The sequence below is a fragment of the Pseudomonas sp. P42 genome (assembly GCF_017973755.1).
GTDB lineage: Bacteria > Pseudomonadota > Gammaproteobacteria > Pseudomonadales > Pseudomonadaceae > Aquipseudomonas > Aquipseudomonas iridis.
Map to the genome: position 1 here is coordinate 20,734 of NZ_JACOPU010000005.1, position 13,958 is coordinate 34,691.

At 60.6% G+C, this 13,958-nt stretch carries 10 protein-coding genes; 8 read left to right on the plus strand and 2 right to left on the minus strand.

Going from position 1 to position 13,958, the window contains the following annotated elements; all coding sequences use genetic code 11:
* Window positions 1-23 precede the first annotated feature (23 nt).
* The 6 genes from H8B20_RS16905 to pgaD all read left to right on the plus strand — a co-directional run bounded on the left by H8B20_RS16905 (window position 24) and on the right by pgaD (window position 9,111).
* On the plus strand, window positions 24-659 hold the full coding sequence (locus H8B20_RS16905) for a hypothetical protein (protein WP_047299246.1): 636 nt from the start codon (window positions 24-26) through the stop codon (window positions 657-659).
* A gap of 317 nt (window positions 660-976) precedes the next feature.
* On the plus strand, window positions 977-2,482 hold the full coding sequence (locus H8B20_RS16910; protein ID WP_210623946.1) for a YdgA family protein: 1,506 nt from the start codon (window positions 977-979) through the stop codon (window positions 2,480-2,482).
* 257 nt (window positions 2,483-2,739) lie between these two features.
* Window positions 2,740-5,220 carry a poly-beta-1,6 N-acetyl-D-glucosamine export porin PgaA gene (pgaA, locus tag H8B20_RS16915; protein WP_210623947.1) on the plus strand — a complete coding sequence of 827 codons (2,481 nt, stop codon included), beginning with the start codon at window positions 2,740-2,742 and terminating at the stop codon, window positions 5,218-5,220.
* 12 nt (window positions 5,221-5,232) lie between these two features.
* Complete coding sequence (gene pgaB, locus H8B20_RS16920) at window positions 5,233-7,230, plus strand: poly-beta-1,6-N-acetyl-D-glucosamine N-deacetylase PgaB (protein WP_210623948.1); 1,998 nt, start codon at window positions 5,233-5,235, stop codon at window positions 7,228-7,230.
* Window position 7,231: 1 nt separating this feature from the next.
* Window positions 7,232-8,587: a poly-beta-1,6-N-acetyl-D-glucosamine synthase gene (pgaC, locus tag H8B20_RS16925; RefSeq protein WP_210623949.1), complete on the plus strand. Its 1,356-nt coding sequence runs from the start codon at window positions 7,232-7,234 to the stop codon at window positions 8,585-8,587.
* Window positions 8,584-9,111: a poly-beta-1,6-N-acetyl-D-glucosamine biosynthesis protein PgaD gene (gene pgaD, locus H8B20_RS16930; protein ID WP_210623950.1), complete on the plus strand. Its 528-nt coding sequence runs from the start codon at window positions 8,584-8,586 to the stop codon at window positions 9,109-9,111. The genes pgaC and pgaD overlap by 4 nt, the downstream gene beginning before the upstream one ends.
* A 41-nt stretch (window positions 9,112-9,152) precedes the next feature.
* Here the strand turns inward: pgaD and H8B20_RS16935 are convergent, their stop codons facing one another.
* Window positions 9,153-10,676 carry an FAD-dependent oxidoreductase gene (locus tag H8B20_RS16935; RefSeq protein ID WP_210623951.1) on the minus strand — a complete coding sequence of 508 codons (1,524 nt, stop codon included), beginning with the start codon at window positions 10,674-10,676 and terminating at the stop codon, window positions 9,153-9,155.
* A 139-nt stretch (window positions 10,677-10,815) separates the two neighbouring features.
* Between H8B20_RS16935 and H8B20_RS16940 the strand changes: the two genes are divergently transcribed.
* On the plus strand, window positions 10,816-11,376 hold the full coding sequence (locus H8B20_RS16940) for a YbhB/YbcL family Raf kinase inhibitor-like protein (protein WP_210623952.1): 561 nt from the start codon (window positions 10,816-10,818) through the stop codon (window positions 11,374-11,376).
* A 352-nt stretch (window positions 11,377-11,728) separates the two neighbouring features.
* Window positions 11,729-13,150, plus strand: a complete 1,422-nt coding sequence (locus tag H8B20_RS16945) for an aminotransferase-like domain-containing protein (protein ID WP_210623953.1) — start codon at window positions 11,729-11,731, stop codon at window positions 13,148-13,150.
* Here H8B20_RS16945 and panB read toward each other — a convergent pair.
* Window positions 13,135-13,953 carry a 3-methyl-2-oxobutanoate hydroxymethyltransferase gene (gene panB / locus H8B20_RS16950; RefSeq protein WP_210623954.1) on the minus strand — a complete coding sequence of 273 codons (819 nt, stop codon included), beginning with the start codon at window positions 13,951-13,953 and terminating at the stop codon, window positions 13,135-13,137. The genes H8B20_RS16945 and panB overlap by 16 nt on opposite strands.
* Window positions 13,954-13,958: the final 5 nt, after the last annotated feature.

The window sequence follows — 13,958 nt, forward strand, 5'->3', positions numbered from 1 at the left end:
CGCTGGTCTAGGGGAAACCAATAATGAAAAACCCTTACGCTCTCGGCTTCTGGTGCTCGTTGGCAGCGCTGGTGCTGCTCTCGGCCACCTATTTCTACGGCATCATGCTGGCCCACCAGATCGACAAGGCGATGATTTTCCTCGACAGCGCCGTGGCGCTGATCGCGGTGATGGCAATCGTCGTAGTGGCCTGGGCGTCTGTGCAGGTTCAGCGAGTCAAGAAACGACAGCTTGAACGAGGCAAGACCCTGGTGCTGATTTGGGACACCAAAGTCGCCCTGCGCCGGGTCGAAACCGTGTTCGACCGGTATTTCTGGGGCAGCTACTGGCAACCCGGGCGTACCTTCGCCGAGGTCATGGGCGAACTCACCGGCACGCCGCTGGAAAAAAGCCTCGAAGCGCTGAAGAAGCAATGCCTGGAACTCGACAAGCAGTTCGACGACGAGGGCTGGCATTGGCTGAACAATGCCCGTGAACTGTCCGATGTCGCCACGGCCATGGCCCGTGAGCGCTATCAACTGGATTACTGCGACCCGCGCGCCGATGGCCCGAGTGGCGCGGTAATCGATCGGGACTTTGAAGTGCTGGTGTATACCTGGACTGCGCGGTTGAAGAGCTTTGATCATCAGTTGGATGAGATCGAGGTTCAGTATTCCTGATCTTCTGTGAATCACCTGGCCTCATCGCTGGCAAGCCAGCTCCCACAGGTTTTTGTGGTGTTCACAAGTTTTGTGATCACCCAAGGCTCTGTGGGAGCTGGCTTGCCAGCGATGGCGTCTGCAAAAACAGCGAAACTCTTCCAGCCTGCCCACTGTCCACACTCCCCATAGACACTCTTTCACCTTTAAACATTGGGCCGTATCCCGCGCCCGGTGCTAATCTGCACCGCTAATTCAAGCAAAGTCGAGCCGCAACCCGGTCACGGGTTCAGGGAAGACGACCACACTTTCAGCCACGGAAATCGATCAGGTCATTCATGAATAAATCAGCAGGCGTGCTACTCGGAATTGTTGTTGCCATCGGCGCGATCAGCGCAGGCGGGGCCTGGTACACCGGGACCAAGATCGAAGGCGTACTGAATAACGCCGTCACCAACGCCAACAAAGAACTGCAAACCGCGATGGCCGGCTCCAACGGCACGGCGTCGCTGGAACTGGTGTCGCTGGAGCGCCACACGTTCACCAGCACCGCACACTATCGCCTCAAAGGTGACGGTGAGTTGTTTGGCGATGCGCCGGTCGAGCTGCTGTTTGTCGACCACATCGAGCACGGCCCGCTGCCATTCTCGCGTCTGGTGTCGCTGAAGTGGCTGCCGGTCATGGCTACCAGCAACTACGAGCTGGAAAAGAACCCGGCCACCGAAAAATGGTTCGCTGCGACCAAAGGTGCAGCACCGCTCAAAGGCGTGACCAACATCGGCTACGACGAATCCACCACCAGCACCATCGACCTGCTGCCGCTGGAAACCGCACTGGATGCGCAATCGAGCCTGAAATTCTCCGGCCTGACCATGAATATTTCTGCCAGCGCCCAAGCGCAAAAGGTCAAGGCTGACGGCTACATGGACAGCCTGAAACTGGTCACCGTGGCTGAAGACCAGGCGCCCGTGCAGATCGAACTCAACGGTCTGACCCTGGCCAGCAACCTCGCCAAGAGCAGCTTCGGCTACTACACCGGCGCCAACACTCTGGAACTGACCAACAGCAAAACCACCTTCGGCACCAAGCAATCGGTGCTCGGCGTGAAGGGCTTCGAGATGAAGAACCTCACCGAAGAAAGCGGCAGTAATGCGTCCGGTCGCGCCGATTACAAGGTTGACGAAGTCACCCTCAACGACAAGAAAATCGGCTCCGCCAACCTGGCATTCAGCCTGAAGAACCTCGACATCCCGTCGACAATGTCGTTGATGCAGATCTATCAGACCAAATTGCAGCCTTACGAAAAAGCCGCTGCCGAAGCTGCAGAAGCAGGCTTGCCGGCGCCGGAACTGAACCTGACCGAAGCTGAATCGGCTCAGGTCAAAGCCGATCTGCAAAAGCTTCTGGCGGCCGGTCCGCAAGTGGCGCTGGAAAATCTCTCGCTGAAAACCGCCAATGGTGAAAGTCGCGCCAATCTGGTGATCGACCTGACCAAGCCGCAATCGATGGACCTGCCGCCGGATCAACTGGCCAAACAGCTGATCGCGTTGCTCGATCTCAATATCGTCGTGTCCAAGCCAATGCTGATCGATCTGCTCAGCGTTCAGGCGCAGCTTGATGGTCAGACCGACGCCAAAGCCATTGTCGATCAGGCCAGCGGTGCGGCCGACATGTTCTCCGGCATGGCCGTTGGTTCGCAGTTGGCGACCGTGGAGGGCACCAATGTCGTGACCAAGCTGCATTACGCCGCCAATCAGGTGGAATTCAACGGCCAGAAAATGACCGTCGAGCAGTTCGTCGCCTTCCTGATGAGCAAGTTCGCGGGCGTCACGCAAGTGCAGTAATACGGCGTCCTTAATAGCAACGCCCGGCCTCTGTCTTGCACAGGCGCCGGGCGTTTTGCTGTCTGGTGTTCGGGTTTTCAGCGCTCCGGGAGCAAGCTGCCATCACGATTCTGAACAATTATTGTGTTCCGAATTTTGCTCCGCGCTTGCGTGCAAACTGCCTGACCAAGCTTGGCCTAGCCGTTGTTGGCTTGGCTCCGTTACGAATGGGCAAGGAGGGCATTGCGACCCGGCTAGCCATGTAAGGATGCTGACGAATGCCGCGTATTGATGTTCCCGTATTGCATCGTGGTTTACGCCCTTTGTTCCGCGTAGCGTTGTGCAGCCAATTACTTTGGCCGGCACTCGCGTTTGCCGATACACCCTATGACGAGATGGTGCGCGACGCCCGTGCCGGGCAAACCACGCCTGCGCTGACGGTGCTGCGTCAGGTACCGCCGGGCCAGGCGACCACCGGACAGATCAGCGATCACCTGCAAATTGCCAGTTGGGCCGGGCTCGACGCCGAAGTGGTGCAGGTCTATGAAACCCAGGGCCGCGGCCGCGTGCTGCCGATTCAGGCGCTGACGGCCACTGCTCGCGCCTATCGCAACCTTAAACGTTGGGATCAGGCGGCTCAGGTCTACAACAAGGCATTGGCCCTGGAGCCAGACAACGCCGACTTGCAACTGGGCCTGGCCCTGACTCAGGCTGACGCCGGCCAACCCGATCAAGCCGTAACTCGCGCCAAAGCGCTGGTCGCCGCCAAGCCTGATGATCCTTCGCGCCGTTTGGCACTGGGCTACGCGCTTAGCCGCGCCGGCAAGCAATATGACGCGCTGTTCGAATACGATCAGGCCTTCATCCGCGCTGGCCACAAACCGGACGTCGCCCGCGAATACGTGGTCGCGCTGCAAAAGGCGCGTCTGCCGGAACCGGCACTGCGCCTGGCCTACCAGCGTCCGGGGTTGATCGATCCGGTCACCCTGCGCCGCCTCGAAGGCGATCTGGCTGCCGAACGCGTGCGCCTCGCTGAACTCGCGACCCGCAGCGAAAAAGAACGCTACGTGATCGCCGATCGTGCCTTGGCTGATTACGACAAACTGCTCGCCACCTGGACGCCCGACGCCAGCGCCAAAGACGACGTGACCCGCTGGCGCATCGACCGCATGGGCGCGCTCAAGGCCCGGGCGCGGACCGCCGACATCATCAGCGAATACCAGAGGCTGCAAGCCGAAGGCGTGAAGATTCCCACCTACGCCCAGCGCTGGGTGGCGGCAGCCTATCTGGACCAGCGCGAGCCAGAGATAGCCTCTGATCTGTATCGCCAGGTGCTGTCGGCGCCGGACGCCGATGTCGGTGATCGTCTGGAGGACACCACGGCGCTGTACTACTCACTGCTGGAAAGTGATCGCGCCGACGAAGCGCGCAAAGTCGCCGAAGACCTGGCCAAGTCCCAGCGTCCACGCGTTGAACTCAAGGGCTTGCCAATAGGCAACCCGAACGATGAATGGATGGACGCCCAGCAACTCGCGGCGCAGGCCGGTATCTATGGCTCCGACCTGCCCCATGGCGAAGAGCGTTTGCAGACGCTGGTCGATCAGGCGCCGGGCAACCTCGGTTTGCGCCTGGCTCAAGCCGACCTGTACCTGGCCCGCAACTGGCCACGTCGCGCTGAAATCCAGCTCAAGGACACCGAAAGCATGGTGCCGCGCGACATGGGCCTGGAAGTTGCTCAGGCCCGCACCGCCATGCAGTTGCAGGAATGGCGGCAGGTGGATGCGCTGACCGACGATGTGGTGGCGCGTTATCCGGACAACCGTCAGGTACAGCGTCTGGCCCGTGAGCGTGAAGTCCACAACATGTCCGAACTGCGCGTCGAAGCCTATGGCGGCAAGGCCAATGGCGGTGGCAGCGGAGAGGCTGGTGCGGTCAGTGGCAGTCGCGATTTCGGTATCCAGACGACGTTGTACAGCCCGCCGATAGACGAGGACTGGCGCGTGTTCGCCGGTGCCGGTTATGCCACTGGCGACTTCGCCGAAGGCACCGGCCATCACCGCTTCCAGCGCGTCGGTCTGGAGCGTCGCACCCGCGACATGACCCTCGAAGCCGAAATCTCCAATCACGATTATGGCTTCGGCGACAAACAGGGGGCGCGTCTGGCGATCGCCCGCGACATCAATGACAACTGGCAGTACGGCGGCAGCCTCGAATACCTGTCGGCGCAAACGCCATTGCGCGCGCTCAACAGCGACATCAAGGCCAACGGTGGTAGCGGTTTTATCCGCTGGCGCGCCAACGAAAGCCGCGAGTGGCGGCTGTCGGTGAGCCCGTCGCACTTCAGTGATGGCAACAACCGCGTCGAAGCCTTGCTCACCGGTCGCGAAGGCGTCTACAGCGCGCCGAACGTGCAAGTCGATGCGGGCCTGGAAGTCGGCACCAGCCACAACTCCAAATCCGATGACGTGCCGTACTTCAACCCCAAATCCGACTTCAGTGTGATGCCGCTGATCAACGTCAATCACGTGCTCTACCACCGTTACGAAACCTCCTGGAGCCAGCAGTTCCAGGCGGGTGCGGGTACGTACAGCCAGCGTAATCACGGCACCGGCGGCATGGCGTTGCTCGGCTACGGCCAGCGTTATGCCTGGAACGACGTGTTCGAGGTGGGCGGTTTGTTCAGTGTGATCAACCGGCCCTATGACGGCGATCGGGAGACCGATCTGCGTCTGCTCGTCGACCTCACTTTCCGCTTCTAGAAGAGTTTGAAGATGCCTTTTATTTCGCGTTTCATCCTTCTGCTGGGAGCGCTGCTGGTCAGCGCTTGCGCCCAGCAAGCCCCGGCCTTCACGCCGCCGTCCGAGCGTCCGGTGGCGGCCAGTGAAAAACCGTGGCCGAAGAATCACGTGCTCGGCATTGCTTATCACGATGTCGAAGATCTTGATCCCGATCAGGCCGTGGTGGCGGTGCGCACCGAGCGCATGATCGAACAGCTCGCCTGGCTGCGGGAGAACAACTACAAACCGGTCACGGTCGACCAGATCATGGCCGCACGCAAGGGCGGACCTGAGTTGCCGCCGAAGGCGATCCTGCTCAGTTTCGACGATGGTTATTCAAGCTTCTACACCCGCGTGCTGCCAGTGTTGCGCGCCTATAACTGGCACGCGTTGCTGGCGCCGGTCGGCACCTGGATCGACACGCCGCTCAACCAGCCAGTGGATTTTGCCGGTACGCCGCGAGCGCGCTCCGACTTCCTGACCTGGGAGCAGGTACGCGAGATCTCCAGATCAGGGCTGGTGGAAATCGCCGCCCACACCGATGCCAACCACAAGGGCATTCTCGCTAACCCGCAGGGCAACCTGCAGCCTGCCGCCGCGACCCGACGCTACGATCCGCTGACCAAACGCTATGAATCCGAGGCCGATTTCCAGGCGCGGATTCGCACCGACGTCAGCAACATCTCGGAAAAAATCCGCAAGGCCACCGGTTACAAACCGCGGGTGTGGGTCTGGCCATATGGCGCGGCGGACGGCACTTCGCTGACTGTGGTGGGCGAGGAGGGCTATGAAATGGCTCTGACCCTCGACGACGGTCTCGACGCCCTCGACAACCTGATGAGCAGCCCGCGCTTCCTCGTCGCCTCCGATCCTGACGGCACGCATTTCGCCAACAGCATTGTCTCGGCGCAGTCGGATTTCGCCATGCGCGTGGTGCACGTGGATCTGGACAACGTCTACGACCCCGACCCGGTGCAGCAGGACATCAACCTCGGCAAACTGGTGCAGCGCATGGCCGACATGGGCGCCAACACTGTATTCCTGCAAGCCTTCGCCGATCCGCAGGGCGACGGTCTGGTGCACTCGCTGTACTTCCCCAACCGCCACTTACCGGTGCGCGCGGATATTTTCGACCGTGTGGCCTGGCAACTGCGTACCCGTGCTCACGTGAAAGTCTTCGCCTGGATGCCGGTGCTGAGTTTTGCTCTCGATTCGAAATTGCCGCGTGTGATGAGCTGGAACCCGGAAACCGGTACTACCTCGGTCGCTCCTGATCAGTACAAACGGCTGTCGCCGTTCGATCCGGAAGTACGGCGGATCATCGGTGAAATCTACGAAGACGTGGCGCGCCTGACCTCGGTCGACGGCATTCTTTACCACGACGATGCCGTGTTCTCGGACTTCGAAGACGCCGGCCCGCAAGCATTGAAGGTATACGCCGCAAACGACTTGCCGGGTTCGATCGCGGCACTGCGTGATGACCCGGCGGCGATGCAGCGCTGGACGCGCTTCAAGAGTCGTTACCTGATCGATTTCACCAACGAACTCACCGCCAAAGTCCGCGCCATCCGAGGGCCGCAAGTGCAGACCGCGCGCAACATATTCGCCGAGCCGATGCTCAATCCACACAGTGAAGAATGGTACGCACAGAACCTCGATGACTTCCTCGCGACCTACGACTGGACGGCGCCGATGGCCATGCCGCTGATGGAAAAACAGACGCAGGAACAGTCTGGCCCATGGCTGGAAAAGCTGGTGCAAACCGTCAGCAAACGCCCCGGCGCGCTGAACCGCACGGTATTCGAATTGCAGGCCCGCGACTGGACGAAAAAGGATCAGGCCGACATCGATGGCGCGCATCTGGCGGACTGGATGGGCCGCCTCAAGCGTCAGGGCGCGACCAGTTTCGGCTACTACCCGGACAACTTCCTCGACAACCTGCCGGACCTGAAAACCGTAAGGCCTGCACTCTCCAACAAATGGAATCCATGACATGCTGGATAGACTGTTAGCCCTGCTTGTTCTGGCGCTCGTCCTCGGCGTACCGCTGGGGCTGATCTTCCTGGTCACCGGGCAGTTCCTGATGGACTTCGTGTTTTTCTACCCGTTGTTCATGTCTGGCTTGTGGATTGCCGGTGGCCTGTATTTCTGGCTGCACTGGGAGCGGCACTGGCCGTGGAAGGACGATACGCTGCCGCCGTCACTGGAAGGCGAGCCGCTGATCTCGATCCTGATCCCTTGTTACAACGAAGGCGAAAACGCCGCCGACACCATCCATGCGGCGCTGGCCCAGCATTACCCGAACATCGAAGTCATTGCGATCAACGACGGCTCCAAGGACAACACCGCCGAAGTGCTCGATCGGCTGGCCAAGGAAGACCCACGGCTGCGGGTCCTGCACCTGGCGGAAAACCAGGGCAAGGCTGTGGCCCTGCGTATGGGCGCGATTGCCGCGCGCAGTGAGTATCTGGTGTGCATCGACGGCGATGCGCTGCTGGCGCCGAACACGGCGGCCTATCTGGTGGCGCCGATGCTCGACAACGCACGCCTTGGCGCGGTGACCGGCAATCCGCGGATCCGTACGCGTTCGACGCTGGTCGGGCGGGTGCAGGTCGGCGAGTTCTCATCGATCATCGGACTGATCAAACGCACTCAGCGCGTGTTCGGACGGATCTTCACCGTGTCCGGCGTCATCGTCGCGTTCCGCCGCACGGCGCTGAACCGGGTGGGCTACTGGAGCCCGGACATGATCACCGAAGACATCGACATCAGCTGGAAACTGCAACTCGATCACTGGAGCATCTTCTACGAGCCCCGCGCCCTGTGCTGGATTCTGATGCCGGAAACCCTCGGCGGCCTGTGGAAGCAGCGGTTGCGCTGGGCACAGGGCGGCGCCGAAGTGCTGTTCAAGAACATTCGCGGCATCTGGCAATACCGCCACCGTTACCTGTGGCCACTGCTGTTCGAATACTGCCTGTCGACCGGTTGGGCGTTCACCTTCCTGCTGTCGGTGATCTTCTGGGGCGTCGGCAAATTTGTGGTCATGCCAGAAGCCATCGCGGTGGACCACCTGATGCCGCCAGCATTTACCGGGTTGCTGCTGGCGTTTGTGTGTCTGATGCAGTTTGCGGTCAGCATCGTCATCGACCGCCGCTATGAACCGGGGCTGGGCCGCACGATGTTCTGGGTGATCTGGTACCCGTTGGTGTTCTGGTTGATCAGTCTGCTGACCACGCTGGTCAGTTTCCCCAAGGTGCTGTTCGGCCAGCATCAAAAACGTGCGCGTTGGGTCAGCCCTGATCGGGGCATCAAACCGATCGGCGACGACGAAGAGGAAGTCATCAAATGAAAATCATCCGGACCCGCCAGCGGCCAATCCTGGTCGTGATCGACGTTATCCTCACGGTGGTGGCTTGGGTCGGTCTGCTGCTTCTGCTGATGCGCGGGCTATGGCCGCTGATAGAGACCCACGCCGGCGCGCCGCGCATCGACAGTTCGGCGTTCGATGCGCTGGGCACGTTGCAGATTTACCTGTGGATCGCTGTGGTCAACGCCGTGATCCTGATTGCATGGGCGCGTTATCAACAGCGCAAAAGCAGAAGCTTCGCTCAGCGACGTTTGCCATCACCGGTGATCGACGATGCAGGGTTGAGCAAGAGTTTCAAACTCTGCGATGACCGTCTGCAGAAACTGCGCACGCCCGGGGTGATGACCATCCACAACGATCAGGAAGGTGACATCAGTCATGTGGTCACGCATTTCTGGCCAGTGACACCAGCGCAGTTGCCATCGCCATTGGCACCGCTGGAGCATCCGCGGGTGATCTTCCTGCATGCCGAAGACGCTGATAATCGTGAGCCGCTGACCCGCTAAATAAATTGAAGCCCCTGTAGGAGCTGCCGCAGGGATCGTGTTTACTCGCGTATCAATTGCCACGCCTCTTCAATGGATAGCGGCTGCTTCATGCGCTCGGCCAGCGTCGCCATCGCCCGTTCTTTTTCGCAGGCCACTGCCGCGACAACGATACCGTTTTTGCCGAACAGGCCGATGAAGGGCGGCTGTTCGGGTTCACCCATGAATTCGACCTCATCCCATTGCTCGGCATGGCCGAGATACTCGTAGTTCTTGCCGAAGTGCCACGTCCAGAAAAACGGCACATCCAAGTAGTGCTCATGGCCACCGAGCATATTCGCGGCGGCGATTCGCGCGTGTTGTTGGGCCAGGCGCCAGTGTTCGATGCGCTGTGGCTGGCCGCTCAACGGAAACGTGGCGATATCGCCAATCGCCCATAGACCTTCACCCACCCGCATACCGTCGTCGACCCGCAGTGATTGATCCTTTTCCCTGGGCAATGACGCGAAAGCTTCTGTGGCCGGATGCACACCGACGCCGGCCACCACCAGATCCGCCGAAAGCCGCAAACCATTGTCGAGCAACACCGCCTCGACTTTACCGCTGCCGGTGATCTCCTGCGCCTCATGCTCGGTGACGAACTTCACGCCGTTTTCTTCGTGCAAGGCGCGGATGGCTTTTCCCACAGCGTCGCCGAACTGAGCGGCGAAAGGGACCGCGTGGCGAGCGAGGACGGTGACGTCGAGGCCGTGCTGGCGCAGGGCCGAAGCACATTCGAGGGCAATGAAGCTGTCGCCGATGATCACTGCGCGCTGATCGGGTGCGGCGGCGTTCATGATCTGTTCGGCCTGGGCTTTTGAGCGCAGGAGTAACACCTGCGGCAGATCCGCGCCGGGCAACTCCAGTGGATTGGGTTCGCCACCGGTCGCCAGCACGGCCGCATCGTAATTCACGGTTTGGCCATCGCGCAGGTGAAGGGTTTTTGCTGCGGCGTCGAGCGAACTGATTTCGCCTTGAATGCGCTCGATGCGCTGCTCTTTATAAAAATCTTCATCGCGCAACGGTGGGGTTTCTTCCGGCGACATTTCCCCGGCGAGGACAAATTTGCTCAGCACCGTGCGGTCGTAACCGGCCTCAGGTTCGCGGTCGATCATTTTGATGCGCCCGCCAAAACCCTTTTCCCGCAGCGCCGCCGCGCACGCAGTACCTGCCGCACCGGCACCGACAATCACGAACGTGCGTGTATCGTCAGCCGGCGGGATGTGCGGATCGACGATCGGCTGGTCATCCACCCAAACCTCATCGCCACGCACCTCCAGCGGGTAACGCTTGAGGCTGTCGAGAGCGGGCGGTTCACACAACGCACCGTCTTCAGCGCGAAAGGCTGCCTTGTGCCACGGGCAGATCAGCCGCCCGTGACACAACGCGCCGTCAGCCAAAGGCGCGCCGGCATGCGGGCATTCACCCTGAAACGCTCGTAATTCGCCGGCGGCACGCAGCAACACAATCTTGCAGTCGCCGATTTTCACTTCCAGACCACGATCTTCAGGCACATCGGCGAAACGGGCGACACGGTGCAGAGACATGTTCGGCTTCCTCGCGGGCATTTCTCTTTCGAGTTTGCAGCGCAGTGCGAGGTTCAGCCATTTGCTACTGCCAAGGCACGAACGGTACAGCTATAGTTTGCAAGCCGACGACGGCCCAACTGCACAAGGTGCTCCCGGAATGACCCGATTGACCTCTCTCAACCCTTGGCTGGCGGCCATTGCCGTCGCCCTTTGCGTGCAGTTTCCGGCGCAGGCCCAGGAGCGCTTTACCCTCAGCATCCCGGGTGTGTCCGATAACCGTCTGTTCACTTCGGCAGCGGCCAGTGATGCGGCCGGTTGCGGCGGCAAGAACCAGTCACCGGCGCTGAGCTGGAACGCCGGCCCTGCCGGGACCCTGAGCTACGCGATTGTCATGCACGACCCGGACGGCCAGAAAGGCCTGGGCGTCGATCACTGGATTCACTACGGCATCAAATCCACCACGCGACAGATTGCCGCCGGTGTCGGCGCCAAATCCGCTTTCGAAGGCGTCGGCGGCACCAACAGCAAGGGCAACACTCATTACATGGGGCCTTGCCCACCGGTGGGCGACAGCGCGCATCACTACATCATCCAGCTCTACGCCCTGGATCTGGCCCCGGACGCCTTGCCTGCCGGTTTGACCCGTGCCGAACTGATGGAAAAAATCAAAGGCCATGTGCTGCGCAACAGCAGTGCGGTGCGGCGTTACCATCGCTGAATGGGGCTGGCCAGCTGCGCGTTCCGTCCGGGATGCGCGGTTACCCTTGGCATCGGCCGATGAAAGCGAGCACTATCGGCGCTGTTCCTGACGGTCGACGCCGGGCAGGGCGCTTACCCTATGGATGACACGCGTGATTCATCCAGCGGGAAACTTGCGGAACAACCTGCAGGTCCCAGATAACGACTTCACCCCTTCGCAACGTCCATTGCTGATGATGTTTTAAAACTGCGGGCATCCGTTCGATGCCTGAGCGTTGGCATGGATGGCCGAGTGCAAGTGTTTCCCCCGTGGTTCCGACCGCGCGTGGCAAGCGCAGTACCTAACGCACCAGGATTTAAAGCGATTGAGCATGAACCCAAATAAAGATTCGACATTTGCCTATCAGGCCGTTTACCGCTATCTCGTCGAACTGATCGAAGCCGCGAGCCCTGAGGGAGAACAGAAGCTGCCGTCGTTGCGACAATTGGCGCAGCGCTTGAATGTCTCAGTGTCCACGACCAAATACGCCTATTCCCTGCTGGAAGACCAAGGGCGTATCTACGCTCGGCCGAAGCTTGGCTACTACACCCGCGCCATGCCATCGGCGCTGCTCAACGAAGGTTCGCCGAACCTGCTCGACAACGTGTTCTCCAACGCTCGGCAACCGGGAATGCTGGCGCTGAGCAGTGATGCCCCGGCCATGCTGCTGTCGCTGGAAAACCCGTTGTTGATGACCGAACGCGAACTGACGCGCCAGTACCCGCGCTCGCATGCGCCGCTGTATCAACCGTTCGGCGAAACCGAATTGCGCAGTGTACTGGCCGATCGTTATACCCGTTCGACGCGTTGCTACTGGCGTGCCGAACACGTTTACATCGGTTCCGATCTGCGCAGCGTGCTTGATTTGTCCCTTGAGGCGTTGAAGTTGACCGGCACTGTAGCGCTGGTGGAATCGCCGTGTTCGTGGGCGATTTTGCGGCAACTCCACGCGGCGAAAATCCGCGTCATCGAGGTGCCGCTGGGTGACGATGGCCGCTTTGACTTGCTCAAAGTCCAGGCGTTGTTGCAGAGAGAACCCATCGCTCTGGCGGTGTTGTCCTCCACCGTGAACATTCCCCACGGCAGTCTGATGCCTGCCGAGGACAAGCAAGTGATCTGCCGCTGGCTGGCGGAGCGGCGCATCTGGCTGTTCGAAAATGACTGCTATGGCGAATTCAGCTTCGTCCCTGCAGCCGCGCGCTACCGTGACTTTGCCGACCCGGAACGGTTGCTGGTGTTTTCCACGTTCGACAAGATCATCGGTTCGGAGGCGCCGTATGGCTTTGTGCTCAGTCGCTTTCAAGGGCCCGAGCTGCATCGGCTGTTTCTGGAGCGAGCCTTTCGTTTGTCGCCGATTCGGCAAAAAGCGATTGCCAAGCTTTACACCACACGGCGCATCGACCAACACACGCAGATGTTGCGCAGCATGCTGATCGACCGCATGCAGCGCATGAAAGCCATGCTGCACGAACACACGGAGGGTCAGTTACGCATTGTCGCCCCGCAGGGCGGCGCGGCGTTCTGGATCGAGGCCACGCGCCCGGTGAACATGCGCCGGGTATTCGAGCGCTTGTTGGCCAAACGCATCGTGATTGCTCCCGGCGAAATCTTCAGCCAGCAGGGGGCGTGGCAGCATCATTTGCGCCTGAGCTACACCATCGACTGGAGCAAGGACATCACCCACGCGCTGAAAATGCTGACTCAGGCCATTCAGGATGAAGGGTCTATGGCTGGCGCTCAGTTGATGCCATAGCAATGCCGGAGTTCGGGGAATGTGCCCGCGCGGACTTCGTCGGCGAACGCCTCGCACGCCTCGCGGATCTGCGCGCCAACATCGGTGTATTGCTTGACGAAGCGCGGTACGTGATCACCCCCCAGCCCTAGCATGTCCTCGGTCACCAGCACCTGACCGTCGCACGCCGGTGAAGCCCCGATGCCGATGGTCGGCACGGGTGAAAAATCGCTGATCCGGCGCGCCACGCCTTCGGCCACGCCTTCGAGCAACAGACTGAAAGCACCGGCTTCAATATGGGCGCGCGCATCGGCTTCGAGGTTCATGGCGCCTGCTTCATTCATGCCCTGGGCCTTGAAGCCACCCATGGTGTTGACGTACTGCGGCATCAGGCCGACATGCGCCATCACCGGGATGCCGCGTTTGACCAGAAACTCCACGGTTTCGGCGAACACCGCGCCGCCTTCGAGCTTGACCGCATCGCAACCGGTGCGCGCCATCACTTGCGCGCAGTTGCGGTAGGCCTGCTGCGGCGATTCCTGATAACTGCCAAACGGCATGTCGGCAATCACGCAGGCCAGCTGGGTACTGCTGACCACAGCGCGGGTGAAAACGATGGTTTCCTCCAGGCTCATGTCGAGCGTTGAGCTGCGGCCAAGTCCGACCATGTTGGTCGAATCACCCACCAGGATGAAGTCGACAACGGGGTCCATCAGTCTGGCCATCCAGCTCGTATAGGCAGTCAGGGAGACAATTTTCTGTTGCCCCTTCATCGCGACCAATTGAGGAACGGTAAGTCGTTTGGTTCGGGTATGCAGGCTCATGGCTC

Excerpts from the sequence above, each read along its gene's own strand:
- H8B20_RS16905 (WP_047299246.1), top strand. The coding sequence starts at position 24 with ATGAAAAACCCTTACGCTCTCGGCTTCTGGTGCTCGTTGGCAGCGCTG.
- H8B20_RS16910 (WP_210623946.1), top strand. The coding sequence starts at position 977 with ATGAATAAATCAGCAGGCGTGCTACTCGGAATTGTTGTTGCCATCGGC.
- pgaA (WP_210623947.1), top strand. The coding sequence starts at position 2,740 with ATGCCGCGTATTGATGTTCCCGTATTGCATCGTGGTTTACGCCCTTTG.
- pgaB (WP_210623948.1), top strand. The coding sequence starts at position 5,233 with ATGCCTTTTATTTCGCGTTTCATCCTTCTGCTGGGAGCGCTGCTGGTC.
- pgaC (WP_210623949.1), top strand. The coding sequence starts at position 7,232 with ATGCTGGATAGACTGTTAGCCCTGCTTGTTCTGGCGCTCGTCCTCGGC.
- pgaD (WP_210623950.1), top strand. The coding sequence starts at position 8,584 with ATGAAAATCATCCGGACCCGCCAGCGGCCAATCCTGGTCGTGATCGAC.
- H8B20_RS16935 (WP_210623951.1), bottom strand. The coding sequence starts at position 10,676 with ATGTCTCTGCACCGTGTCGCCCGTTTCGCCGATGTGCCTGAAGATCGT.
- H8B20_RS16940 (WP_210623952.1), top strand. The coding sequence starts at position 10,816 with ATGACCCGATTGACCTCTCTCAACCCTTGGCTGGCGGCCATTGCCGTC.
- H8B20_RS16945 (WP_210623953.1), top strand. The coding sequence starts at position 11,729 with ATGAACCCAAATAAAGATTCGACATTTGCCTATCAGGCCGTTTACCGC.
- panB (WP_210623954.1), bottom strand. The coding sequence starts at position 13,953 with ATGAGCCTGCATACCCGAACCAAACGACTTACCGTTCCTCAATTGGTC.